24 protein-coding genes and 2 pseudogenes are annotated in these 25,396 nt (G+C 47.6%); 11 read left to right on the top strand and 15 right to left on the bottom strand.

What is annotated here, in order from left to right:
• Window positions 1–58: 58 nt before the first annotated feature.
• On the bottom strand, window positions 59–1,399 hold the full coding sequence (locus M1M80_RS16835) for an allantoinase (protein ID WP_060399418.1): 1,341 nt from the start codon (window positions 1,397–1,399) through the stop codon (window positions 59–61).
• A gap of 175 nt (window positions 1,400–1,574) precedes the next feature.
• Here M1M80_RS16835 and pucR point away from each other — a divergent pair, with 175 nt between their 5' ends.
• The 5 genes from pucR (at window position 1,575) to uraH (ending at window position 7,800) form a co-directional block, all read left to right on the top strand.
• A complete protein-coding gene (gene pucR, locus M1M80_RS16840) occupies window positions 1,575–3,170 on the top strand; it encodes a purine catabolism transcriptional regulator PucR (RefSeq protein WP_060399419.1) in 1,596 nt (531 codons plus the stop codon).
• A 146-nt stretch (window positions 3,171–3,316) separates the two neighbouring features.
• Window positions 3,317–4,651, top strand: a complete 1,335-nt coding sequence (gene pucJ, locus M1M80_RS16845; protein WP_060399420.1) for a uric acid permease PucJ — start codon at window positions 3,317–3,319, stop codon at window positions 4,649–4,651.
• Between the two features lie 6 nt (window positions 4,652–4,657).
• The gene (gene pucK, locus M1M80_RS16850; protein ID WP_060399421.1) at window positions 4,658–5,950 is read left to right on the top strand and encodes a uric acid permease PucK; all 1,293 of its coding nucleotides are present in this window, start codon (window positions 4,658–4,660) and stop codon (window positions 5,948–5,950) included.
• A gap of 12 nt (window positions 5,951–5,962) precedes the next feature.
• Window positions 5,963–7,447, top strand: coding sequence for a factor-independent urate hydroxylase (gene pucL, locus M1M80_RS16855; protein WP_060399422.1), 1,485 nt, complete (start codon window positions 5,963–5,965; stop codon window positions 7,445–7,447).
• A complete protein-coding gene (gene uraH, locus M1M80_RS16860) occupies window positions 7,447–7,800 on the top strand; it encodes a hydroxyisourate hydrolase (protein ID WP_060399423.1) in 354 nt (117 codons plus the stop codon). Before pucL ends, uraH begins: the two co-directional genes overlap by 1 nt.
• Window positions 7,801–7,963: 163 nt before the next feature.
• Here the strand turns inward: uraH and M1M80_RS16865 are convergent, their stop codons facing one another.
• Entirely contained in the window at window positions 7,964–8,251 is a 288-nt protein-coding gene (locus M1M80_RS16865; RefSeq protein ID WP_019259389.1) for a hypothetical protein, read from the bottom strand.
• Between the two features lie 193 nt (window positions 8,252–8,444).
• Between M1M80_RS16865 and M1M80_RS21750 the strand changes: the two are divergent.
• Together M1M80_RS21750 and M1M80_RS16870 are read left to right on the top strand one after the other, a co-directional pair.
• A pseudogene (locus M1M80_RS21750) lies at window positions 8,445–8,550 on the top strand (hypothetical protein); the annotation flags it as partial.
• A gap of 348 nt (window positions 8,551–8,898) precedes the next feature.
• The gene (locus M1M80_RS16870; protein ID WP_032732263.1) at window positions 8,899–8,997 is read left to right on the top strand and encodes a YjcZ family sporulation protein; all 99 of its coding nucleotides are present in this window, start codon (window positions 8,899–8,901) and stop codon (window positions 8,995–8,997) included.
• A gap of 431 nt (window positions 8,998–9,428) precedes the next feature.
• Here the strand turns inward: M1M80_RS16870 and M1M80_RS16875 are convergent, their stop codons facing one another.
• Window positions 9,429–9,845 carry a hypothetical protein gene (locus tag M1M80_RS16875; protein WP_060399424.1) on the bottom strand — a complete coding sequence of 139 codons (417 nt, stop codon included), beginning with the start codon at window positions 9,843–9,845 and terminating at the stop codon, window positions 9,429–9,431.
• 156 nt (window positions 9,846–10,001) lie between these two features.
• A pseudogene (locus M1M80_RS21630) lies at window positions 10,002–10,152 on the bottom strand (phage terminase small subunit-related protein); the annotation flags it as partial.
• A 162-nt stretch (window positions 10,153–10,314) separates the two neighbouring features.
• Between M1M80_RS21630 and M1M80_RS16880 the strand changes: the two are divergent.
• Window positions 10,315–10,431, top strand: coding sequence for a YjcZ family sporulation protein (locus M1M80_RS16880; RefSeq protein ID WP_003240909.1), 117 nt, complete (start codon window positions 10,315–10,317; stop codon window positions 10,429–10,431).
• 686 nt (window positions 10,432–11,117) lie between these two features.
• On the opposite strand, the gene pucE is transcribed toward M1M80_RS16880, so the two are convergent.
• From pucE to allC, 7 genes are all read right to left on the bottom strand, one after another.
• A complete protein-coding gene (gene pucE / locus M1M80_RS16885) occupies window positions 11,118–11,639 on the bottom strand; it encodes a xanthine dehydrogenase subunit E (RefSeq protein WP_060399425.1) in 522 nt (173 codons plus the stop codon).
• On the bottom strand, window positions 11,630–13,873 hold the full coding sequence (gene pucD, locus M1M80_RS16890) for a xanthine dehydrogenase subunit D (RefSeq protein ID WP_060399426.1): 2,244 nt from the start codon (window positions 13,871–13,873) through the stop codon (window positions 11,630–11,632). The genes pucE and pucD overlap by 10 nt, the downstream gene beginning before the upstream one ends.
• A complete protein-coding gene (gene pucC / locus M1M80_RS16895; RefSeq protein WP_060399427.1) occupies window positions 13,874–14,707 on the bottom strand; it encodes a xanthine dehydrogenase subunit C in 834 nt (277 codons plus the stop codon).
• Window positions 14,704–15,321: a xanthine dehydrogenase accessory protein PucB gene (gene pucB, locus M1M80_RS16900; RefSeq protein WP_060399428.1), complete on the bottom strand. Its 618-nt coding sequence runs from the start codon at window positions 15,319–15,321 to the stop codon at window positions 14,704–14,706. The genes pucC and pucB overlap by 4 nt, the downstream gene beginning before the upstream one ends.
• Complete coding sequence (locus tag M1M80_RS16905; RefSeq protein WP_060399429.1) at window positions 15,318–16,310, bottom strand: XdhC family protein; 993 nt, start codon at window positions 16,308–16,310, stop codon at window positions 15,318–15,320. Before M1M80_RS16905 ends, pucB begins: the two co-directional genes overlap by 4 nt.
• Before the next feature lie 230 nt (window positions 16,311–16,540).
• Window positions 16,541–17,791, bottom strand: coding sequence for a (S)-ureidoglycine--glyoxylate transaminase (gene pucG, locus M1M80_RS16910; RefSeq protein ID WP_080429056.1), 1,251 nt, complete (start codon window positions 17,789–17,791; stop codon window positions 16,541–16,543).
• 16 nt (window positions 17,792–17,807) lie between these two features.
• Window positions 17,808–19,046, bottom strand: coding sequence for an allantoate deiminase (gene allC / locus M1M80_RS16915; RefSeq protein ID WP_060399431.1), 1,239 nt, complete (start codon window positions 19,044–19,046; stop codon window positions 17,808–17,810).
• A gap of 282 nt (window positions 19,047–19,328) precedes the next feature.
• On the opposite strand from allC, the gene M1M80_RS16920 reads away from it, so the two are divergent.
• Both M1M80_RS16920 and M1M80_RS16925 read left to right on the top strand, forming a co-directional pair.
• Entirely contained in the window at window positions 19,329–19,643 is a 315-nt protein-coding gene (locus M1M80_RS16920; protein WP_248596949.1) for a glycosyl transferase, read from the top strand.
• 137 nt (window positions 19,644–19,780) lie between these two features.
• On the top strand, window positions 19,781–20,647 hold the full coding sequence (locus M1M80_RS16925; protein WP_003240892.1) for an endonuclease I family protein: 867 nt from the start codon (window positions 19,781–19,783) through the stop codon (window positions 20,645–20,647).
• A gap of 32 nt (window positions 20,648–20,679) precedes the next feature.
• Here the strand turns inward: M1M80_RS16925 and M1M80_RS16930 are convergent, their stop codons facing one another.
• Window positions 20,680–21,783 (bottom strand): ABC transporter ATP-binding protein, encoded by a 1,104-nt coding sequence (locus tag M1M80_RS16930; RefSeq protein WP_060399433.1) that lies wholly within the window; start codon window positions 21,781–21,783, stop codon window positions 20,680–20,682.
• 181 nt (window positions 21,784–21,964) lie between these two features.
• Here M1M80_RS16930 and frlR point away from each other — a divergent pair, with 181 nt between their 5' ends.
• Window positions 21,965–22,693, top strand: a complete 729-nt coding sequence (gene frlR / locus M1M80_RS16935) for a transcriptional regulator FrlR (RefSeq protein ID WP_060399434.1) — start codon at window positions 21,965–21,967, stop codon at window positions 22,691–22,693.
• A gap of 24 nt (window positions 22,694–22,717) precedes the next feature.
• Here frlR and frlD read toward each other — a convergent pair whose 3' ends face one another.
• Genes frlD through M1M80_RS16950 form a run of 3 tightly spaced genes read right to left on the bottom strand, consistent with a single transcriptional unit; the run spans window position 22,718 to window position 25,369 of the window.
• Window positions 22,718–23,572 carry a fructosamine kinase FrlD gene (gene frlD, locus M1M80_RS16940; RefSeq protein ID WP_060399435.1) on the bottom strand — a complete coding sequence of 285 codons (855 nt, stop codon included), beginning with the start codon at window positions 23,570–23,572 and terminating at the stop codon, window positions 22,718–22,720.
• Window positions 23,573–23,584: 12 nt separating this feature from the next.
• A complete protein-coding gene (locus M1M80_RS16945) occupies window positions 23,585–24,487 on the bottom strand; it encodes a carbohydrate ABC transporter permease (protein ID WP_003240884.1) in 903 nt (300 codons plus the stop codon).
• A 3-nt stretch (window positions 24,488–24,490) separates the two neighbouring features.
• Window positions 24,491–25,369, bottom strand: a complete 879-nt coding sequence (locus tag M1M80_RS16950) for a carbohydrate ABC transporter permease (protein ID WP_060399436.1) — start codon at window positions 25,367–25,369, stop codon at window positions 24,491–24,493.
• Window positions 25,370–25,396 lie beyond the last annotated feature (27 nt).

Raw genomic sequence — 25,396 nt, forward strand, 5'->3', positions numbered from 1 at the left:
AATTTTAAAAACAAGAACAGCGGAAATCAAAAAAACCCGGCGGTAAAAACCGCCGGGTTTACGAAGGAACGACCAACGCTCCGTCAATTCCGCTGACTTTTTCCCCATCACTGTACACGCACAGTCCTTTGCTGTAAGTGGCCGAAATGCGGCAGGGAAATGTATGGCCTTCGTAAATGCTATGCTTATGCTTTGCAAACATCGATTCTTTTGTAGCAGTGTACGGCTCCATGCTGACAAGCACAAAATCGGCATCACATCCCGCTTCAAGCCGTCCTTTTTGCTGAAGGCCGAATCGTTTTGCAGGGGCCGCCGCTGTCCATTCAGCGATGTTTTCAAACGGAATCTGATGCTCAAGCGCCAGTTCCAGCATTCCTAATAAAGTGAACTGCCCGCCGCTGATTCCGCCCCATGATAAAAACAGATTGTCCTCCCGCTTCAAGGACGGACGGCAAGGGGAATGATCGGAGGAGACCATGTCAATGTGCCCCGCAATGAGCGCCTCGATCAACGCCTCCTTTGATCGAGGCGACCGGAGGGGAGGCGCGCATTTTGCGACAGAGCCCTTTTCTCGTAAATCGTCATGGCTGAACAAGACATAATGCGGGCATGTTTCGACCGAAACATCAAGCCCTTCCTGTTTCGCCTCTCTGATCAGCCGGACCGCTTTCGCCGTGCTGATATGGACAAAATGGACCGGACAGCCTGTCACCTTCGCATACTGAATCGTGCGATACACCGCTTCAGCTTCGGCTTCCTCCGGGCGGGAGGCGGCGTACGCATCCGCATCCACTTTTCCTTTATTGGCCAAGACCATCTGCAAATAGCTTGTGATTGCGTCGCTCTCGGCGTGAAGAGCGAGGATTTTTCCTGCAGTGGCGATTTCTGTCATGCCTTTGAGCAAGGTCCTTTCGTCAACGGAGCGGAACTCGTCTGTGCCTGATTTTGATAAAAACGCTTTAAACCCGATCGCTCCCGCTTCAGCCATTGGGCGGATGTCCTCGATATGGCCGGGCACAAGGCCGCCCCATAGCGCAAAATCCACGACTGATTTTTGCCTGCCAAGTTCAGCTTTTGCGAGAAGGTGTTCTGCCGTCACAGTTGATGGAATGCAATTGAGCGGCATATCAAAATAAGTGGTGCAGCCGCCTGCTGCCATCATCTGCGAACCTGTTTCAATCCCCTCCCAATCCTCTCTGCCCGGTTCATTGAAATGAACATGGCAGTCTATCGCACCGGGAAACACGTATTTTCCATCTGCCTGGATCATTGCTGCCCCGCCTGCTTCAATGTCTGAACCAATCTCGGCAATGACACCGTTTTGAACTGCAATATCAGCATTTTTAACGCCATCTGGCGTAACTATCTTCGCACCTTTTATCACCAAATCGTAAGCCATATTGATCCCTCCATGTAAGGATAACGATTTTTCATGTCAGTTTATGTAACACAATCAGTTCTATTTTCAACAGTTTACTGCTACTATGATCGTATTACATCAGCAAAACCGCTAGAATTCCTATTGAAAATTATTCATCTTAACCAATGTTTTTTATAGAAAAGGAGAATGCTCTATGAATATTTTTGATGTGATGAAAATACCGGCTTATGAAAACGCCAATTTAATCGCGGGAAAAGCAGGAGGAGAAAGAGAGGTTCAGCATGTCAATATGATGGACGCTCCGGATATCGCAGACTTTCTGCATAAGAACGAATTGCTCGTCACTACCGCGTATCACCTGAAGGATACCCCCCACCAGTTATCTGAACTGATTCGGCAAATGGCAAAACGCGGCTGCGCGGGCCTCGGCATTAAAACAAAGCGTTATCTGGAGGATATCCCGAAAGAAATCATCGAACTGGCTGATTCATACGCGTTTCCGATCATCGAGCTCCCGGAACACATCCGCCTTGGCGATATTGTGAATGCAACACTCAGCCACATTCTCGATATGCGTTCTAACGAGCTGCAGCAAGCCATTTACGCGCACAAAAAATTCACAAACCACATTATGAGCGGCAAGGGGCTGCAATCTCTCCTCAAAAAGGTGTCAGACCTCCTTCAGCTTCCCGTGCTGCTTCTTGACCAGCATGCCAAAATGCTCTCTGCGTCCCATCAGATTTCAGTTGAGACCGAAAAGCTGAAAGGCACCCTGAATACCGTATCCGGGCCGTTTTTCACTTGTTTCTCTACAATCTCGGATCAAAAAACGTATTCTGTCCTTCCTATTTATAATCACGAAAAAAACTGCGGCTACCTGCTGATACCGGACATGGTGCAGGCCGGCGACAAAGGGTTGATTCTCACGATTGAACAAGCGGCCAACGTGATTTCCTTTGAACTGCTGAAGGAAAATGCGCTGAAGCAATTCAGCCGGCGGGCGCGCAATGAGTTTTTCAGCAATTTTATTGAGCGGTCATTTTCTTCAGATGATGAAATTAAAAACCGGGCGAAAGAATTCAAGCTGCGCTGGGATCAAAAATACATGTGCATTGCCGGAAAACTTGACCGTAATGACGAATCGATCAGCTTTACAGAAAATCAGCTCGCCTCCGACAGCGTATTCGAATTTCTTGAAGGCGAATTATCGGCCTTCCCGTTTCCGCCCCACCTCTTTATTAAAGGAAACGTCGGCATTATTCTGATCGAAGCAACAGACAGCTGGAGTGAAATGCACGCCTCGGTGATCAGCTTTTTAGAGCAGTTCCAATCACAGGTGAGGGCCCAATTTAAACGGACCGTGTCCTTTGGGATCAGCAATATATGCCAAAAGCTCATTGATGTTCCCGACGCGTTTACAGAGGCATCTGACGCTCTGCAATCGGGGCATTTGTCAAGAAGCACGGAGTTTATTCAGGTGTATCACGCCAAAGATGTCCCTGAGCTTCTTCGTCTGCTCCCGGTTGAGGATTTGAAGAAATTTTACAACTCCACGCTTCAAAGCCTCGCTGAAAAACAGCAGGAGGATCAAAGCCTCCTTCATACACTGTCCGTCTATTTAGAGACACACTGCCAAATTTCCGAGACGGCAAAGCGTCTGTACGTTCATCGCAATACTGTCATCTACCGCCTTGAAAAATGTGAAGAGCTGCTTGGCAAAAGCTTAAAAGATCCTGAGACGACGATGCGTTTACGGCTTGCCTTACGGATGCAGCGGCTGATCAGCTAATGTTTGTTACATTCTCTTACAAACCGAATCGTTTTTCGTCACTTTCAGCAATAACACCTGTCTTTTTCGGCTACTGTATCCAATGACACCCGACAATCGGCACGCTATCATGTTACTAAAGTTCACATTTAAAAGGAGGGGCTATAGTGAAACAAAGATCGTTTGCGGTGTTTACTCTTGGCCTTCAGCATGTGCTGGCTATGTATACAGGTGCGATTTTGGTGCCCCTGCTTGTCGGCAGGGCGCTGAATGTAACATCTGAACAGCTGTCTTACCTATTGGCGATTGACCTGTTAACGTGCGGCGTCGCGACGCTTTTGCAAACCTTGCGCGGAGCGTACATCGGCATCGGGCTTCCCGTCATGCTTGGCAGTTCATTTGTAGCCGTCACCCCGATGATTGCAATTGGCGCGAATTACGGCATTCACGCGATTTACGGTTCAATCATCGCGGCTGGTGTGTTTATCTTTTTGTTTGCGCGTTTTTTCGGCAAGCTGACCGTGTTATTCCCTCCTGTCGTAACAGGAACCGTTGTAACCTTGATCGGCCTTTCTCTTGTTCCGACAGGTGTGAAAAATATGGCTGGCGGCAGCGCCAATCCCGAATACGGTTCGCTCGAAAACCTTCTTCTCTCTGTCGGCGTCCTTATGCTGATCCTAGTCCTCAATCGCTTTCTCAAAGGGTTTGCCCGAACGCTGTCCGTTCTGATCGGAATCGCTGCCGGGACAGCGGCAGCAGCCATCATGGGCAAAGTCAGCTTTTCTGCTGTCGCCGAAGCCCCGTTCTTTCAAATTCCGAAGCCATTTTACTTCGGAGCCCCTTCATTTGAAATCGGCCCGATCTTAACGATGCTGATCGTTGGAATCGTCATTATTGTAGAATCAACCGGCGTTTTCTACGCGATCGGAAAGATATGCGGCAGACCTTTAACCGAAAAAGATCTTGTCAAAGGCTATCGGGCGGAGGGAATCGCCATTCTCATCGGCGGGCTCTTCAACGCCTTTCCCTACAACACCTTTGCGCAAAACGCCGGCTTATTGCAGCTGACGAAAGTGAAAACGAGAAATGTCGTCGTTACCGCAGGCTGTATCCTTGTCTGTCTCGGACTGATTCCGAAGATTGCCGCCCTTGCTTCAGCTGTTCCTGCAGCTGTTCTTGGAGGTGCGACCGTTGTCATGTTCGGCATGGTGATAGCGTCCGGCGTCAAAATGCTCAGCACAGCGGATCTCACAAATCAATATCACCTCCTGACCATCGCATGCTCAATCGCACTCGGCATCGGCGCCAGCACGGTGCCCGGGATTTTCGCTGAATTCCCCGCTCCAATCCGGATTCTGGTCAGTGACGGCACCATCACCGGAAGCCTGACCGCCATCTTTTTGAATCTATTTTTCAGCTTGCGCGGAAAAAAAGAAACAACAGCGCAGAAAACAGAACTTCCGGTATTAGACCATACACTTGCATTAGAAAAAGAGGTGTAAAAAGACATGAAGGAACAGTACAATTCCTTTCAGCTAATGATGCTCGGACTTCAGCATATGCTTGCCATGTATGCGGGAGCGATTCTCGTTCCGCTGATCGTCGGAGCGGCGATCGGGCTGAATGCAGGGCAGCTGACGTATTTAATTGCGATCGATTTGTTCATGTGCGGGACGGCGACTCTTTTGCAGCTGTGGAAAAACCGGTACTTCGGCATCGGCCTCCCCGTTGTGCTCGGATGTACGTTTACCGCAGTCGGCCCGATGATTTCCATTGGCAGCACATATGGTGTCTCAGCGATATATGGTGCCATTATCGCCGCAGGGCTGATTGTCGTCTTAGCTGCGGGCTTTTTCGGAAAGCTTGTCCGTTTTTTTCCGCCTGTCGTGACCGGCTCAGTCGTCATGATCATCGGCATCAGCCTGATTCCAACAGCAATGAATAACCTGGCCGGAGGTGAAGGAAGCAAAGACTTCGGCACACTGGACAACGTGCTCCTCGGGTTTGGGGTCACAGCTTTTATCTTATTGATGTTTTATTTCTTTAAAGGCTTTATCCGCTCCATTGCGATTTTGCTCGGCCTTGTCGCCGGAACGGCGGCCGCATTCTTCATGGGGAAAGTCGATTTTTCTGACGCCATAGAGGCATCCTGGCTTCATGTTCCGTCTTTGTTTTATTTCGGCCCGCCGACCTTCGAGCTGCCGGCTATTGTCACGATGCTCCTCGTTGCCATTGTCAGCCTTGTTGAATCGACAGGTGTTTACTTTGCGCTCGCTGATATCACAAACCGCAGGCTGTCGGAGAAGGATCTGGAAAAGGGCTACCGGGCGGAAGGCCTTGCGATTGTGCTGGGCGGCTTATTTAACGCGTTTCCCTATACCGCCTTCTCGCAAAATGTCGGCATCGTTCAGCTTTCAAAAATGAAAAGTGTCAACGTCATCGCGATTACAGGAATCATGCTGATGGCGATCGGACTGGTTCCGAAAGCCGCAGCATTGACAACAGTGATTCCAAACCCAGTTCTCGGCGGCGCGATGATTGTCATGTTCGGCATGGTCATTTCTTACGGGATCAAAATGCTCTCCAGCGTTGACTTCGATTCGCAGGGCAATCTGCTGATCATCGCCTCTTCCGTCAGCTTAGGGCTCGGCGCCACAACAGTTCCCGCGTTGTTTTCGTCTCTTCCGGGCGCCGCCTCAGTCTTGGCAGGAAGCGGAATTGTGATCGGCAGTTTGACGGCAATTGCACTGCACGCTTTTTTTCAAACCAAACAGCCGGATGGCGCTGAAATGAAAACGTAAAGGAAGATGCCAATGTTCACAATGGATGACCTGAATCAAATGGACGCACAAACACTGACAGACACGCTTGGATCTATTTTTGAACACTCTTCATGGATTGCGGAGGAAGCCGCGGCATTGCGGCCGTTTTCTTCCCTTTCCGACCTTCACCACAAAATGGCGGGCATTGTAAAAGCCGCTGATCGCCAGACACAGCTTGATTTAATCAATAAGCACCCTCGTCTCGGAACAAAGAAAACGATGAGCGCTTCCTCGGTAAGAGAGCAGCAAAACGCGGGGCTCAGCACGCTTGAACAGCAGGAATACGAGGAATTTCTCAAGCTGAATGAACACTATTATAAACGCTTCGGCTTTCCTTTCATTTTAGCGGTAAAGGGAAAGACGAAGCAGGACATTCACCAAGCCCTGCTGGCAAGGCTGAAGAATGAACGGGAAGCGGAGTTCCAGCAGGCCCTTGAAGAAATTGACCGCATCGCCCGCTTTCGGCTGGCGGACATTATAACTAAAGAAGGAGAGACGCAGATGAAAAGAACCATGTCTTACGGCAAAGGCAATGTATTTGCATACCGAACGTTTTTAAAGCCGCTCACAGGAGTGAAGCCAATCCCAGAGTCATCTTTTACCGGAAGAGCCAATACCGTTGTCGGCGTTGATGTGACATGTGAAATTGGCGGAGATGCCTTCTTGCCATCATTTACAGATGGAGATAATACACTCGTCGTAGCTACAGACTCAATGAAAAACTTTATTCAGCGCCATCTCGCTTCCTATGAAGGGACGACAGCCGAGGGATTCTTACACTATGTGGCTCACCGATTTTTAGATACCTATTCTCATATGGACACGATCACTCTGACCGGCGAAGACATTCCATTTGAGGCGATGCCTGCTTACGAAGAGCAAGAGCTCGGCACAAGTCAGGTCGTCTTCAGAAGATCGCGCAATGAACGCGCTCGGTCTGTTCTGAAAGCGAAACGAACCGGGGATACAATAACGATCAAAGAGCAATACAGCGAAATCATAGATCTTCAGCTCGTCAAGGTAAGCGGCAACTCCTTCGTCGGCTTTATCCGGGACGAATATACAACACTCCCGGAAGACGGCAACCGCCCGCTGTTTGTCCATTTAAACATCGGCTGGCATTATGAAAACACAAATGACGCATATGCTTCCGATCCCGCCCGCTATGTTGCGGCTGAACAAGTCCGAGACTTAGCGAGCACCGTTTTTCACGAGCTCGAAACCCCTTCAATCCAAAACTTAATCTATCACATCGGCTGCAGAATATTAACGAGATTCCCGCAGCTCACCGATGTCAGCTTCCAATCTCAAAATCACACATGGGATACGGTCGTCGAAGAGATCCCAGGCTCAAAAGGTAAAGTCTACACCGAACCGCGCCCGCCATTTGGTTTCCAGCGCTTTACCGTGACAAGAGAGGACGCCGAGAAAGAAAAACAGAAAGCCGCTGAAGCATTAGGGAGCCTGAAGGCATAATGGGAAAGCTGACAACCCATATCTTGGATTTAACCTGCGGCAAACCCGCAGCGAACGTAAAAATTGAATTGAAGCGGCTGGGCGAAGGCAGCAGCAGCCTTGTCAAAGAGGCATTCACCAACGATGACGGCCGAGTCGATGCTCCGCTGCTGGCTGGTGAAGAGCTGGTGTCCGGGGAATATGTGATGGAGTTCCATGCAGGAGACTATTTTGCGAGAAAAAAAGCGATTACGGCCGGCCAGCCGTTTTTAACCATTGTCACCGTCCGTTTTCAGCTTGCAGACCCAGATACTGATTATCATATCCCGCTTTTGCTGTCGCCGTTTGGTTATCAGATGTATAAGGGGAGTTAAGAAAAAGGAGGAAGCCCGCCGGTGAGGCGGGCTTAAATGATGTTCAGGGGTTATTGGAACCTAAAAAAACTTCTGGGAAAACTTTTTATATGCATCTCACATGATCTCCGCGTTTCAAAAAAGCATCATCCTAAAAGATGACACTTTTTATTAATATATAGATTTATCTAAAAAACTGAACTCCTCCCTGTGGGCCGGCTCCTAGTTGAGAAGCCGAAACTTGAGCGGAACCAGCAACACAATTACCGCCAACTCCTAAAGGAAAGACGATTGTAACAAGTTCTTGGCCAGCTTGAGTAAAACTGGATCTGTGTATAAACACCCTTGTGCCTGCAGCCAGCACTTGACCATTAGGCAAAGTTAGATTACCTGGAATCGATATAAACGTACCGACCAAACCTTCAAAAGCACGACTTTCACCCGTATATGGGTAATAATAATTTGGATACATAAAAAATTACCTCTTTCTTATAATGAATTCGCCTTTCGCTTACTTTATATTCCATTTATTGTGATTGTGTGAAAATAACTTTTTTAAAAACTTTCTCCCGAAACCTCCGCCTATAGGTGTCATGTTTCGTCCCATAATTTCTTCCCAATCATACTCGTAGAGGCAGGGATAGCCTAGGGTAATAACATTGAAGGAAATAAAGTCGCTGGCTCGAAATCCTGCAGCAAGACACCTTATTCATGGAACATGACCAAAAGAGCAGGGATAAACTCCGCTCCGCCTTTCAGCTTCCGCCGCTCCCGAAGACCAAATATCGTCCATGAAATTAAATAAGATTGATTTCCTTTTGGAGCTGCACCGCCTCTATTTTCCCTTTAGCGTTTTGGTTGCCCGACCGAATCCTTTCTCTCTTTTGTTCCCCTTATTTCCTTTTGCGTTTTATTCCTTTTAGATGCACCAACGGGTTAGTAACGTTACTTTTCAGATTCTGTTCCATTTATCTTGATTTTGTTTTTTAATAGTTTTTAATTATGCATTTCTATTAGCCTTTAGACAAAATATTCATTTTTTCTTATTTAGACTTAAATCTATGTCGAAAATTATCGTTTGCCATATCCTATACTATCCTCACTAAAGGAGGTGGCAATATGGGTTATTCAAATGGTTATGGTAGCTCCTTCGCTTTGATCGTGGTGCTATTCATTTTGTTAATCATTGTTGGTACTTCTTTCTTTGGTGGTTATTAATTTTTACTCTTGCCTAACCTCCGCCGTAGTAGCACCTCCTAGTTCGGCTGACGCCATAAGAAGTTTTTATGGCGTTATGCTCGTGATTAACTAATCATATCTGATAGTTTTTGAACCAGGGATATATAAACATCGTATTCGATTCAATCGTTTCTGTTGAGCTGAAGACATAAAAAAAGACCCTCCGTATAGAGGGGTTATAGGAGTAATCGTTCTTCAGATTTGAAGACGATCTGAAGCAATATGAAATGCGTTTTGAGTTTGGTTTTCTGTTAAGTTTGTTCCGAAACTACATACTAAAACGACTGACAAACCCAGAATAAGACATACCTTCTTCTTAAAATTCATACACGCATTCTTCCCTTTGAATTTGTCAAAAATCTAAATACGTTTGGATACTTAGAATAAAAGGGAGCTATGCTCCCTTTTATTCATTCTATTACAGAATTTTCCAATGTGTATGAGCCACCAGTTTTTGCAGTGCTATATCCAGCAACCCTTATACTATAAGTATAGCTTTTACTGACTGCAATAGTGTGCTTCGATAATTCTGAGGAATCATAAGAATTCACAAGAGTTACTTTTCCAGTGTTTATATCTTCTTTGTAAATACTAACTTTTAACGGGGTTGTGTTACTACTTTTGGACAAATAAAATTTTACTTTTGTAGCTGATCCCGGATGGAATTGCCACTCATCTCCTTCTTTAGCAGCAGCGGCATCAGCAAAAGATCCACTTACTTTGTCATTAAGAGGAAGTATACCTTTAAATTCATAGGCTGATGCACTTCCCATAGCAGTAAAGATTAACATCAAAACAAAACACATTGATACTAACGACTTTTTCATATTAAATCTCCTCCTTAAAATTAAAGTCTTTGTATTATTACTCGTCCTAATTTACAAATCCTCCCACAAGATAATAATTTCATATTTTTGACACAAAAGGGAAACTAAAGATATCGATCATGATTATTTTACAGTGTAATCCTGTATTAATGAGCTTTCTTCCCATTTATTGTTTACTTTCCATTTGCGAACAGTGCTGCTTGTTACGCCTAATTCTTCGGAAGTGTCTTTTAACTTCTCGGTTCCTCCCGCTCTCTTCCCACAAACTGAAGGCTTCGTCTCTGCGTGGATCTCCCGGTCTTGTCACATGTCACCACCCATTTTTGAGTTTGTTTTAATAGTTTTTGACTATGCATTTTCTATTAAGACTTTAAACAAAATATTCATTTTTTCTTATTTAGACTTCAATCTATGTCGAAAATTATCCATTGCCATATCTTATACTATCCTCATTAAAGGAGGTGGCAATATGGGTTACTCAAATGGATATGGCAGCTCCTTCGCTTTGATCGTGGTGCTATTCATTCTATTAATCATTGTTGGAGCATCTTTCTTTGGAGGCTATCCAGAAGGCGTTCCAATTTAGTATGTTATAAGCACCTCCCTGTTCGGGCTAGACGCCATAAGAAATTTTTATGGCGTTTTGCTATGTGATTTGCTGACAAAGTTTCTGAACTAAGGAAATATAAACATCGTTTTGAGACATAAAAAAAGATCCTCCGCTTTAGAAGGTTTCGAAGACGATTTGAAGCAATATGAAAAGTATATTGTGTTTGGTTTTCTGTTAAGTTGGGTCCCAAACCACATTCTAAACAAATGATAAACATAAGATGCTTCGTAAGCAGCTGCGGTCTCACAGGCAATGTCTTCAACATACGAATAGTTCTTATTCTCTTCTAGGTTTTATTCACTCAAAAACAAAAAAAGAACAGGTTTACCCCTGCCCTTTTTTCCTTTTCACATCATCTAATCTTAGAACCACAATACTTAATAAAATCAAACCAATAAACGTACCGTACTTTCCTGTGTCTAAATGTGTGAGTGGAGCTATAAAATATTCAATTATGAATATGATTATAGCAATTGAAACTAATATACGATTCATTTAGTAATTAACACCTCGTTTATGCATTTCTCCAAGGCATATTAATGGTTGACGCAATTAACTAATGATAGTTTAATCGTCCACAATGCTTCAGCAAGGGCACCAGCGATGGATCATCCGGCTGCTCTTTCATTATATTATAATTTCGAAAACTAATAAGCCCGCTTTTAAAAACCGGACTCCCTTTTTCCATCGTTCAGCTCTTTTCTAATCCTGCATGCAGACCGCATAATCCCTCCATACCCGGTACACCGGCACAAATTCCCCGCCAGCCCTTCTTTTATGTCTTCATCAGACGGATGCGTTTTTTCCTCAAAGAGTGCTTTAAGCGCAATTATCATTCCTGGGGTGCAGTAGCCGCATTGAAAGCCGCCTTCTTCCAGGAAAGCAGTTTGGCAGATATCCAGTTCTTCTTTTTGAATTCCCTCTATGGTTGTAATGGAATGGCCGTCCACTTGATAAGCCATGGTCATACATGCATTGGCCAGCTTTCCGTCAATTAAGATGGAGCATGCTCCGCAGCGGCCGATTCCGCAGGACACCTTTGTTCCGGTCAGCTGAAATTCCTTTCTTAGCAGGTCACTCAGACGTGTCGTAGGGACGACTGAAACCTCCCACTCCTGCCCATTCACAGTCATTCGGAATTTTTCCTTTTTTACAGGAAATGGCCCGGCCTCTTTTACATCCATTGCTTCAGCCCCTTTCTGTCTATCGCTTCAAGCAGCTCTTCTCTTGAAATTGGCAGCTTGTTTATCCAGCAGCCGACCGCATCATGTACTGCCTTTACAATCGCCGGAGTGATGGCGATCGTTCCGATTTCGCCTACACCGCGCGGTCCATATGCGTCTCCCTTCATTAAGTCTTGTATTGCGATCACCTTCATGTTAGGAACATCTTTGACTCCGGGGATCAAATAGTGATCGAGATTTTCCGCGACATAACGGCCGTCCGTCATTTTGGCTTCCTCCATTAGTGTGTAGCCGAGCGCCATGGCAGCGCCGCCTTCGATTTGCCCCCGGTAGCCCTGTGGGCTGACAACCGGTCCTGCCGCAATGGCGTGCTCACAATCTATCACTTTGACACCTCCTGTTAATAGATCTACCTCCACTTCAACGGCAGCTGCACCAAAAGAATACAAGAAATGACTGCCTGGTACTACGACAGGATCAGGTGTTGTCGGAAAGTCGAATGCCGTTTCCGCTGCCAAAGGGCCTTTTTCAGCCAGCTCTCTATACGTCACCACGAGTTCCTTTGTGTTTTGATCACGCAAGCCCGCTGCACCGAAAGTAAGGTTTTCCGCTGAACAGCCGCTCCATTCTGCCGCCCGTTTTTTTAGTTGAGATAGAAACGGCTTCTTCAAACGCTGGATCGCGTGCCACACCATGCTTGTGCCGCGGGATGCTGTGGAGGAGCCTGACTTCGGCACTTTTGCGGTATCCCCAATGACAATGGATATATCCTCTGCCGCACAGCCCAGCTCATCCATGACAATATGTTCAATCGCCGCTAGAATCCCCTGTCCGCATTCTTCAAATCCGAACGAAGCTGTGATTTTGCCATCACTCGAAAGGGACAAACGGCCTCCTGCCGCATCCATTCGGCCATAACCCAGCCCGCCGCCGTGCATCGTAATTGCCGCTCCCGTGCCTCTCCGTATATACCCGGAGTTCTTGCGTTTTCTTGTGAGAATGGGAGATTCAGAAATGGCATTCAACACCTGCGCCGCTCCGTCAGTCGGTGCAATCCGATGCTCAAGCGGACCCAAGTCATGCGGTTTTCTGATATTTTTTCTTCTCAGCTCCAGCGGGTCGATGCCGAGCATGCCGCTGAGGCGATCAAGATGGGTTTCGAGTGCAAATGTGATTTGATTGCCGCCAAAGCCCCGGAATTCTCCCGCAACCCCGTTGTTCGTAAACACAGAGACCCCTTCCGTCCGGATATTTGGAATACGGTACGGACCCGCAGCATGCTCGACAGAAAAATCAAGAACAGCCGGTCCGAGCGTAGCATATGCCCCTGTGTCCGCCACAATTTTCACGTCATGGGCCAATAGATTTCCTGCATGATCCGCACCCGTTTTTATCGTAATCTTCATCGGATGGCGCTTAATGCCAGAGCGTACAGATTCCTTTCTGGTCTGATGAATTTTGACAGGAAGTCCGCTTTTCAAGGCCAAAAGCGCGGCATACGGCTGGATATTCAGCTCATCCTTTCCGCCGAACGAGCCGCCCATCGGACTCGACACAACCCTGATCTTCTCTTCAGGAATGTCAAACATACGTGAAAGCTGGAAACGGTCTTTATAGCCGTGCTGTGTTCCTGCATACATCGTAAAGCCCCCATCGTCTTCCGGAACAGCTACGCCTCCTTCTGTTTCCATATACGTATGCATCTGACGCGGCAGCTCGTAGGTTTCTTCGAGGACTATGTCACATGCTCGAAACCCTTCTTCCACATCGCCGTGTGAAAAAAACGCACGGTGAAGGATGTTCCCGTCCTCGTGCAGTCTATGCGCGTCCGGCCGAAGCGCTTTTTCCGGTGAATCAATGATCTCCAGTTCTTTATATTCAACGCGAATCAGCTCCATCGCCGCTTCCGCGATTTCCTCCGTTTCCGCAGCAACTGCGGCGATCGCATCCCCGACATACCGCACCCTGTCCTCACATAAAACCGGCTGATCAGGGATGACAATGCCAAAGCGGTTTAAGCCGGGAACGTCTTTATGAGTAACGACTACCCGCACACCTTCCATTTCTTCAGCTTTCATGGTGCAAATCGACACGATCTCCGCATGAGGATAAGCGCTTCTCAGCACTTTGCCATACAGCATTCCGGGAAAGCTGAGATCGGTCATATATTTCAGTTCCCCTGTGACCTTTCTTCTTCCATCCGGCCTCACTCTTGACGGTTTGTTGACGATCATTTATTCTCCTCCCTCAGCCATCAGCTCTGCCATAATGACGTTGGCCGCGGCTTTTTTTCTGTATGGCGCTGACATAAAAGCATCTGCTGAAAACGGCAGCTCATTGATAAGCGTTTCGTACAGCTCGTGAGGATCCCACCCTGACACCATCCACTTCGCTTCGCTTTCCACTAATCTTTCCGGTGTGATATCAGCATGGCCAGCGGCGAGGCGAATGCCGCCGTCTTTTAAAAAACGTCCAGCTGCAACAGCAACAGCTCCTGTAAAAGCCTGGCGCCTCCCAAGCTTGCGGTAAAACACACGCTCTCCCTTTGCATGCGGAATGTTGACACGCGTGACGATGGCAGTTTCAAAGTCTTCATCTATGAGCCAATCGCCAAGCGGCATCCTGATCAGCTCCTTTTGATATACGATAAGCTCAGCATCTAGCACAAGTAAGAGCGGAATCAAATCCCCGATTTTACTCGCTATGTTGCCGCCAATCGTGGCCCGGCTACGAATTCCGGGTGCGGCGACAGCGGAAGCAGCGTCGCTGAAACAACCGAGCGCACTCTTGATCAGGGGGTTCTTTCTGCATTCACTCAGCGTTGTGAGTGCCCCGATCGAGAGGTGGGTGTCACTGGCGCTGATCCCTCTCATCTCTTCAATTCCTTCAAGACTGATGAGATGCTGTTTCGGAAGAATCCCTTTGTCCCACTGAAGCTGAAGCAGCGTGCTTCCCGATGCGACACACACATCCGGGGAATGCTGCTCCAAAAGCGAATAGGCTTCATCAAGCGCTGCCGGCCTCCATAATTGAATATTCATCCTTGCTTTTGTCACTTGGCCGTTCAAACCATCGCCCTCCTTACCATGTCGTATTCCTCCGGTGTATCAATATCTTTCAACTCCGCGCTTTCCTTCGCCTCCAAAACCGCTCCTGTTCCAAGCTGTCCGCTTTTCAGGAGCCTGCGAGCCCCCTCATCTCCCTTCAACTCCTTTACATAAGGAAAACAAGCCGATGAGAAATAGATTGGCGGGGTGAACGCGCCTAAAAATGATGACACGGCAAATGACTCAGGAGCGATTGCCACAAGGGCATTGAGATGATTGACGGAAAGCTGCGGCTGGTCGGCTAACAAAATGACAACGCCTTCAGCTCCCATGCTTTCTGCTTTTCTCACCCCGCTGCTGACTGAATGTCCTTGACCCTTTTCTGCGTCTTGACAAACGTGCAGGGTCCAGCGTTTTCGAAAAGGCGGAGCGTGATAAGGCGCTCCCATCCACTCAAGGGAAGCATGTTCTGTTCTCTCGACGATCAGCACATGATCTAGGCGGGACAGAAGAGCTGTTTTCAAAGAAAGCGATCCGATGGTTTCTCCTTTTAGCGGCAAAGCCAGCTTGTTTTGGCCCATTCTTTTGCTTTTGCCGGCAGCGAGAAACACTCCGATAATATAGGAGCTTCTCATACAACCGCCAGCCGTTTTCTTGTTTGAATGATTTCCGCGACAACGCTGACGGCAATTTCCTCAGGGCCTTCCGCACCGATTTTCAGCCCGACCGGACTGTAAAAGTGAGCCGGCGGCTGTTTTCCGTTCAGCAGCCGTTTGGTACGGTTTGCCGAACCCAACAATCCGATATAATGAAGATTTTGAGAAAATAAGCAGTCGACGATCGCTTGATCATGCTGAAAATGGTGGGTTGCCACAACAGCTGCATCCTGCGGAAAAAACTGAAATTCACTGAGCATTTGTTCCGGAAAAGCGGTGATCAGCTGATCCGCTTTTGGAAAAAGGGAGGATGTGCAATAAGCGGGACGCCAATCTGTCACGATAACAGAAAACCCTGTATCAGCCGCCAAATTGGCGAGCGGCACAATATCCGGTCCCGCTCCGAACAGAATGAGACGCGGCTTCGGTTCAATTCGCTGAATAAACATGTTGGTTGATGGATCAAAATGCGGTAAATGAAGCGTAGAAGCGATACGTTGAATGTCCTGCAGAGGCGCGTCCGGCCAGTTCCCAAAACGCCCGTTCTCGGACAGAAATAAATAACGGGAGGATTTAATCTGTTTAACGGCTGTTACAGCTTTGCCTGAATGAAGGCAGTCCCTCACGCTTTCATAGTGCCGTCTTCTTTCCTGAGTGATTCGCTCCGCATGAATATGAATTATGCCGTTGCACCCGGCCCCCATGCCCCAGGAATGATCGTCCTCCGCCCGCATGTCATAGGAAATCAGCGCTGACGTCGGCTGATCGGCCATCTCACTAATTCTTTGGAATAAATCTTCTTCCACACATCCGCCGCTCAGCAGACCGACCCGTTCCCCATTTTTCTTAAAGAGCATAGAGGCGCCTGCTTTTCGATACGCGGAGCCCTCAACTTGAACAATTGTCGCCAGCACAGCCTCATCCTGATCTTTCAGGAGTGCATCTAATATCATGTGCAAATTTCCCAATGCTGCATCCTCCTCTCAAAAATCGCTGTAAGAAACCACTAGTTCAGCGTGGTTTTATAGGTAACTTGTATAAAGAATAGATGATGGAAGGAAAAATGACTCATGCTTCGTCAGAAAATGCAACACAGGGAAAGAGGATTTGTAAAAAGAGTCAAACGAAGAAAAACAGATTGGAGAAAAAGCGAAATCGTATAGCTAAAAAAGCTTGCGGAGTTCCCGCAAGCTTTTCTTTATACCGCAGCCTGGCGGCCGGCGTTTTCATACACATCAAGCGCTGCCTGGAGCGCTTTTCCTGCTTCGATTCCTGCTCCATGCCTGAGAAGCACAGCCTCTAAACCGGCAAGCACAAACAATACGTTTTCTTTTCTGCAGCTGTAGCCCATCGTGCCGATTCTCCAGATCTTCCCCGCCAGCGGGCCAAATGAGCTGGCGATTTCGATGCCGAATTGCGCCAGCAGCATGTGGCGGACAGACTCGCCGTCAATACCATCAGGGATTTCTACACAGGTGACAACAGGCATTTTGCAGCCGTCATCTCCAAACAGCCTCAGCCCCATCGCCTTAATCCCTGCTGCTAATGCGATCTCATGGTAGCGATGACGCTCAAAACGGGCTTCAAGTCCTTCTTCAAGCACCAGTCTGACACCCTCACGCAAGGCGTACAGCATCGTCGTCGCTTCTGTATGGTGATTGAGCCGTCTTTCGCTCCAATAATCCTCAAGCTGGCTCAAATCAAAATAATTGCTTGTGATCGGCCGGTTTCCTGAAAGCGTTGTCCTGTCAGCTTGTGTCGCAATCCCGCGCTCCACCTTTTTGCGGGCCGCAATCACATCCGCCACCCGCTCATTATATGTAATCGGCGCCATTCCCGATGGAACAGACAAGCATTTTTGTGTGCCGCCGATGGCCGCGTCAATGTTCCATTCATCCACCTTTACCTCGCACCCGCCGATCGTCGCGACTGCATCGACGATAAACAATGCTTCCTGGGCGCGGCAGGCTTCGCCGATGGCTTTCAGGGGGTGCATCCGACCTGTCGATGTTTCCCCATGCACCATCGCCACGATTTTCGGTTTCACTTTTTTCATTTCCCGTATGATGTCTTCCGGGTCAAAAACCGTTCCCCACTCGCACTCAAGCGTATGAACATTCGCCCCGTACCGCTCGGCAATTTCAGTCAGCAAATAACCGAAGCGCCCATAAATCGGAATGAGCACATCATCTCCCGGCTCAATCACACTCGCCAGCACCGCTTCGATACCCGCCCTTGAAGTGCCATCAATCGGGTATGCCCATCGGTTTTTCGTTTGAAATACCTCCCGAAGCATCTCCATCGTTTCATTCATGATATCCGTAAACGCCGGATCAAATTGGCCGACAACCGGGGTGCTCATCACTCTTAATACACGCGGATCAACCTCAACAGGACCCGGTGTCATAATTGTTCTTAACGGTGTACATAACTCTTTTCTGCCTGACACAGCCATTCCTCCTTTATCAGTAAGCCAGTTTGTATAATAAATCAGTCAATGCGCGGACGCCGATCTCAAGCTGTCTGGCTGAGGTATATTCCTTCGGTGAGTGGCTGATGCCGCCGCGGCTTGGCACAAACAGCATACAAGCAGGATGGCGCCTTCCGATCATTTGCGCGTCATGCCCTGCTCCGCTCACCATTTCTTCACACCTGATGCCGTTTTCTGCCGCTGTTTCAAGAGCCGCAGCCTTCAGCCTTTCGTCCATAGGCACAGGCTCTATCCGCATATATTCATCAATTACGGCGCGAATCCCTTTTTGATGGCAAATGCCGTTGATCAAAGCAGCCATGTCTTCATGAAATTGCTCCAGCACGTGCTGATGCTGATGGCGAATATCGATTGAAAACTGCACGCGTCCCGGTATCACATTGGCTACATTGGGCTCTGCAGTTATTTTTCCGCATGTCAGACGGAGCTCATCCGGCTGCTCTTCCGACCGCAGCAGCAGTTCATGAATAATATGGCTGCTGGCTGCGAGCGGGTCTTTGCGCCATTTCATGGAGGTTGTTCCCGCGTGGTTGCATTCCCCCTCCAGCGTGACGAGATATCGCCTCTGCCCCGCAATACTTGTCACAATGCCAAGATCCCGACCTGACATTTCCAATGTCTGTCCCTGTTCTATATGAAGCTCGACAAAGGCGCTGATATCTGTCCTGTACGGAGCCTGATACACACCTTTGCCAAAACCGCACTCATACATCGCTGATTGCAGAGAGACGCCTGTTTCGTCTTTCGGTTCTACTCCATCCTGTAATGAAAAAACGCCCGTCATATTCCCTGATCCCCAATAGGTCATTGGAAAACGGCTGCCCTCCTCCTCACATAAGGACACCGCTTCGAGTGTTTTTTTCGGTACTCCGTACGTTTCTTTGAGCTGCTTTATCGCGAGCATTGCCGCAAGGACGCCATAGGCGCCGTCATACTTTCCCCCACTGATGACAGTATCGATATGTGAACCGGTTACAATCACTTCATCCGGAGACTGGGTGCCCGAAAGCCTTCCAAACACATTGCCGACATCGTCGAATCTTGTTTCAAGTCCGAATGAAGACATTTCCGTTTTTACGGCAAGCTGCGCGTCCATCCATTCTTTTGTATACAAAAGCCTCGTCACACCGTCGTTAGCGGATGCGCCGTATTGGGCGAGCCATTCGATATAATCTGCGATGCCGCTTTTTACTGAAAGCTTCTGCTTTTCCATGTACTCCCCCCTCTGGCCGTTATGGTGACTTCATTATAGAAGGAGGAACACGATAGTTCATTGGCAGATTAACCAAAAAAACGTTTATTTTTTAGTCACAGTATCTATCCGGCATCAAGCAGCCAGAAAACACCCTACCTCTCAGGGCTATTCTCATGTAAAGTCAAAAGAAAACACAGTAAGGGAGAGAGCCAATATGCAGCAGTGGATTAAAGAAACAGCAAGAGGAAAAAGGGGTCAAAACACCTTTCATAGGAACAAGCTAAACTTGCGGGAGAAGCGATGTTTTCTGGCGAGGCAAGCGATGTGCACATCGCAGCGTTTCTGATCGCGAACGGATCAAAACAGAATCGCCGGACGAATTGCTGGGCATCACCGAAGCAATGCGGGCGTGCGTATTCCTCGGTGCTTCAATTGCCGCCACACATCGGCGGACCTGCCGTCGATTTTGCCTGGCCGTATACGGGCAGGCGCTCTTTTCTCGCCACCATTCCTGCGTCTCTTTTACTCGCCGAAAGCGGCATACCGGCATTTCTTCACAGCAGCGACGCGCTTCCACCGAAATATGCAACAAGCCGGAGCAAAAACGGGGCCTAAAGTTATTGGAACAGTGGATATCCGCCTCCTCCAAAGGGACTAATTTACAATTTTAATGAAAAATATACAAAATGACACTTCTATCCTTTATTTCAATTTTAGATAATAGACATGATCTGATAAAAGGAGGGCAAGTGATGACAAAAAAAGCAAGGTTTCTGCCGCTCGTCTGTGTATTACTGATTTCCGGATGGTTTGCGCCCGCCGCTTCAGCAAGCGCGCAAACCGCATTGAGCCTGAACGACCGATTGGCGTCTTCCCCTTCAGGAACCGGGGACCTTCTCTCATTAACCGCTCCCGCTGCACCCTACGCTGACACAGATACCTATTATGAAGGGGCTGAAGGAAAAACTGGAGAATCGCTAAAAAGCACCCTGCACCGCATCATCAGCGGACACACGATGCTGTCCTACAGCGAAGTATGGAACGCGCTGAAAGAAACCGATGAAGATCCGGCAAACCCGAATAACGTCATCCTGCTCTATACGAATGAATCGCGGTCGAAAAACCTGAACGGCGGCAATGTCGGCGATTGGAACCGCGAGCACGTCTGGGCAAAATCCCATGGCGATTTTGGTACAAGCATGGGGCCTGGCACCGACATTCACCATTTGCGCCCGGCTGATGTTCAAGTCAACAGCGCCAGAGGAAATATGGATTTTGACAACGGCGGCACTGAATATGCGAAAGCACCCGGAAATTATTATGACGGAGATTCATGGGAGCCCCGCGATGATGTGAAGGGCGATGTCGCCCGCATGCTGTTTTACATGGCTGTCCGTTACGAAGGTGATGACGGCTACCCTGATCTTGAGCTTAATGATAAAACAGGCAACGGCTCAGCCCCTTACCACGGAAAACAATCTGCCCTGCTCGAATGGAATAGGCAGGACCCGGTTGATGACCGTGAGCGAAAAAGAAATGAAATCATTTATGAAAAGTATCAGCACAACCGCAATCCATTTATCGACCACCCTGAATGGGCGGACGACATTTGGCCGTAAGAAAAAGGTGCTCCTTTTAAGGAGCACCTTTCCTAATACACAGCCTCTTCCGTCTCCGCATCGAAAAAGACGACGTGATCCATTTTCACTGACAGCTGGATCGAATCGCCTGCGGCGATTCGCGTGTTTCCGTCCAGGCGGACCGTGAGCCTCTCATCTTCAGCCGTGACATGCACAATCAGCTCCGATCCCAGATTTTCATTCACTTCCGCCTTCGCTTTAAACACTGAATCAAACAGCTGATCATTTCCCATCAATTGTGTCATATGCTCCGGCCGGACGCCGGCAATCATCTGTTCTCCGGCGTATCCTTTTTCCTTAAGGCTCTTCGCTTTTCCTTCAGGAATATGAAGCCGGATTGAAGGGTTTGTGAAAAACAGCTCGCCATGCTGCTCTTCAATGACGCCTTTCAGAAAGTTCATTCCCGGGGAGCCGATGAAGCCTGCGACAAACAGATTCGCCGGGTAATGATAAATGTCATGAGGTTTCGCCACTTGCTGGATTTCCCCTTCATTCATCACGACAATCCGATCGCCCATTGTCATCGCTTCGGTCTGGTCATGCGTGACATAAATGATGGTTGCCTCCAAACGCTGGTGCAGCTTGCTGATTTCTGTCCGCATCGTCACTCTCAGCTTCGCATCCAAATTGGAAAGCGGCTCGTCCATTAAAAAGACCTTCGGCTCCCTCACAATCGATCTGCCAAGCGCCACCCTTTGCCGCTGCCCGCCGGAGAGCGCTTTTGGTTTTCTCTTCAGCAAATGTTCAATCTCTAAAATTCTAGCTGCCGCATGAACCCGCTCGGCAATTTCCTGTTTCGACATCTTTCTAAGCTTTAATCCGAACGCCATATTATCAAAAACCGTCATATGCGGATAAAGCGCATAGTTTTGGAATACCATCGCAATATCACGTTCTTTCGGCGGAAGATCATTGACCCGCTCCCCATCAATAAGAAGGTTTCCTTCAGAGATGCTTTCCAGTCCCGCCACCATCCGCAGCGTTGTCGATTTTCCGCATCCTGACGGCCCCACCAGCACCAAAAGCTCCTTATCCTTTACATTTAAATCAAAGTCCTTCACCGTTAATTGTGAATGATATGATTTTTTGACATGCTCAAATGTTAATGAAGCCATCAGAAATGTCCCCCTATCTTTTGACCCGTTATTTCGTCACTGGAAACAACTTGGTCTTTCTGTTATTTTTAGAGTAATCGATTCCTATTTTTGCTATATTTCTAAAATAAAAAATGTAAATTTGTATTATAACGTCATAATACATTATAATATGAATAATAGGTTAAAAGGAGGCTACCCCTTGTTAAACAACGGAAGTTCTACACCTTTATACATTCAGCTAAAACAAATCATCACTGATGACATCAAAAAGGGCGTGTATTCCCCAACCACCAAGCTGCCTACCGAAAACGAGCTTTGCAGCAAGTATAATGTCAGCCGCATTACTGTCAGGAAAGCCATTCTTGATTTAGTCGAAGAAGGCTATCTGATCAGGCAGCAGGGGAAGGGAACGTTCGTTAAAAGCCCTAAATTAAAGCGAGAGCTGATCGCAGTAAACGGCTACTCGGAATTTATGGAATCAACCGGCAAAAAACCGAAGCATCAGGTGCTGTCCCATGAGATCATTCCAGCGTCAAAACCCTTCGCCGAAAAGCTTCAAATCCATCCCGAGAGCCCTGTCGTTGAATTAAAACGAATTTTATACAACGATGATCAGCCGCTCTCCTTTGAAGTGACGCATTATCCGCTGGATTTGTTTCCCGGCATTGATACCTTTATTGCTGACGGCGTATCCATGCATGATATTTTGAAACAGCAATACCAAGTTGTTCCCACCCACAATACGAAGCTATTAAATGTTGTATATGCCCAGCAGGAGGAAAGCAAATACCTGGATTGCGATATCGGGGATGCACTATTTGAAATTGATAAAACGGCTTTTACATCAAACAACCAGCCAATCTACTGCTCACTGTTTTTGATGCACACAAACCGTGTCACTTTTACGATCAACAGCCCTTACACATAACAGGCATAAAAAACGAGACACTGCTTATAGTATTCTCGTTTTTTCACTGCTTCCCCCGTCCTCCAAGCGAAAAGGATGGCCGTAGCCAAAAGCCCCATACACGCCGCATGTTTTCGCAGCCGTTTCGGCCGCTTGGCGCAAAGCGCGCGTTATGTCCTGCTTCTCGCAAAAGGCTGTCAAAAAGCCTGCTATAAATGAATCTCCGGCTCCAAGTGTATCTATTATATCAGCTTCCACAATCGGCTGATGATAGATTCGGTCTCCCGCAGACAGGATTGCTCCTTGCCCCCCGCGGGTCAGACAAACGAATTTGGCTCCATACCCATGAGCTGTTTTCGCAAGCTCACCGCACTCCGACTCACTCAGATCGCTTCCTGAAAAAAACGCATACGTCACATAAGGACAGACCTTCCTCAAATAATCATCCTCCCGATTGGTTGAAAAATCAAAAGAAACCGGGATCAGTCCGCACAGCTGCGGAAGATCGTTCTCAAGTCGGCTGTACACACTGGTATGCAACAGATCATGCCCGCTGATAAAGGCTAGATCTTTCTCCTGGAACACCAGACGGAGCCGGGACTGAATGCCGCCTTTATTTGATCTGACAAAAATACGGTCCCCCTGCTCATCAAGGGTGACAATCGCCATTCCGTTTTCTCCGTGCGCCTGGCGGATATAATCCGCATTGACCTTCTCCAATTTCAGTACGTTCAAAAGATGTGCCGCTGCTTCGTCATTGCCGACGATTCCGATATAGGAAGCCTCATGCCCGAGCCGTTTGGCAAGCACCGCGACGTTTAAGGCATTTCCTCCCGGGTAGAACGTTTCTTGATCCTGATAGTAATCTACAACGTTATCTCCAACCGCAATCAATTTCATTATGCTTCCTCCTTATCCTTTTACACTTCCGCTCGCAATCCCGCGGACAAAATATTTCTGCATAAATAAAAATAGAATAATAATCGGCGCAGCTGAAATCGTTAATCCCGCCAGCAGGACGCCCCAATCTGTCTGCAGTGCGTCTCTGAACTGCATCAGCCCGGCTGGAATGGTCCGCAAATTCTCATCATCTATGAAAATAATCGCAAACATGAACTCATTCCACGTATGGTAAGCCGTTAAAATGCCGGATGTCACCAAAATCGGCACACTCATTGGTAAGAAAATTCTGAAAAATACTCCGAAACTCGTACACCCATCTAAATAAGCCGCCTCCTCCAATTCTTTGGAAATAGAAAGAAAATAAGAGCGGATCAAAATGATGGTGAATGGAATCCGGTAAGCCGCATACGGCAAGATTAACGCCCAATACGTATTGTAAAGGCCCAGCGACTGAATAATAGAATACAGCGGCACAAGACTGACCTGCGGCGTCAGCATCAAACCGCCAAGACAAAGCACCAAAAAGAATCCTTTTCCCTTAAACTCAAACCGGGAAAGGCCGTACGCCGCCCATGCACTGATAAAGACAGTGATCACACACGTCAGCGCCGTGACGATAACACTGTTCATAAAATAAGAAGAAATCCCCTGATTCCAGGCGGACACAAAGTTTTCCGGATGCCACGAAGACGGCAGCGACCAGCTGTGCTCAAAGATATCGTCCGAGCTTTTAAAGGCGCTCATGACCATCCATAACAGCGGATAGGCGATCGCAATAAGATAAAGAAACAGAAAAACCCACACAGACGTTTCTCCGATGTACCATTTTCGTCTCGGTTTTCTTTTCATCTCAATGTGCCGGTCAGGCACTGGCTCCAATCTGAACGAATCTGTCTTCTTCTGAGGCAGCATCTGTTAGTCCTCCTTTCCGGTTTTAAAGAACTTCATTTGCATGAGCGACAATGCGAGCGTAATGGTTAACACAACGGTGGCAATCGCTGACGCATAGCCCATCATATCCTTTGTAAAGGCGCTTTTATATAAAAACGTACTTAACACTTCTGAAGCGTTTCCCGGCCCGCCGCCTGTCAATATGTACGGTTCATTAAATACCGTAAAGGCGCCGGTCAGCGTCATGACCACCGCAACAAAAGACATCTCTTTCGTCTGGGGAACGGTAATATGAAAAAACTGCTGAATTTTTCCCGCACCGTCAAGCCGGGCCGCTTCATACAGTTCATCCGGTATTTTTTGAATTGACACAATGTACAGCATCGCAATATAACCGACAGATTGCCATTGAGACACAAAAATGACAGATAGCATAGCCGTGCTGTCATCACCGAGCCAAGCCCTCGTCAGCTGATCAAGACCGATTGCCTGTAGCAGCTGATTCAAAAGCCCCGTCTCAGGGTTGTAAATAAAATCAAACAAAAGCGCGATCACCGTCATGGAGATGACAACCGGCAAAAAGAAAACGGTGCGAAAAAACGGCGACCATTTTCTGACCAGCTTATCCTCAAGCACCGCCGCCAAAATCAACCCGCCAAATACCTGGCATACAATAGAGATCACTGCGTAAAGCACATTATTGGTAAGTGCCTGATAGAAGACAGGATCATGAAATAATTCAATATAGTTTTTTAAGCCGATAAACGTTTTTTCCGGAGAAAAAGAGCTCCACTGAAACAGGCTGAGAAAGACATTCTCAAAAATCGGGATATAAACGAAAAGTAAAAAAACGAGAGCGGGCACCAAAAACAAATAGGGGATTATTTTATTCTGATTGACCAAGGATATCTCATCTCCTTTATAAAAAGA

It is taken from the genome of Bacillus inaquosorum (assembly GCF_023238325.1).
GTDB lineage: Bacteria > Bacillota > Bacilli > Bacillales > Bacillaceae > Bacillus > Bacillus inaquosorum.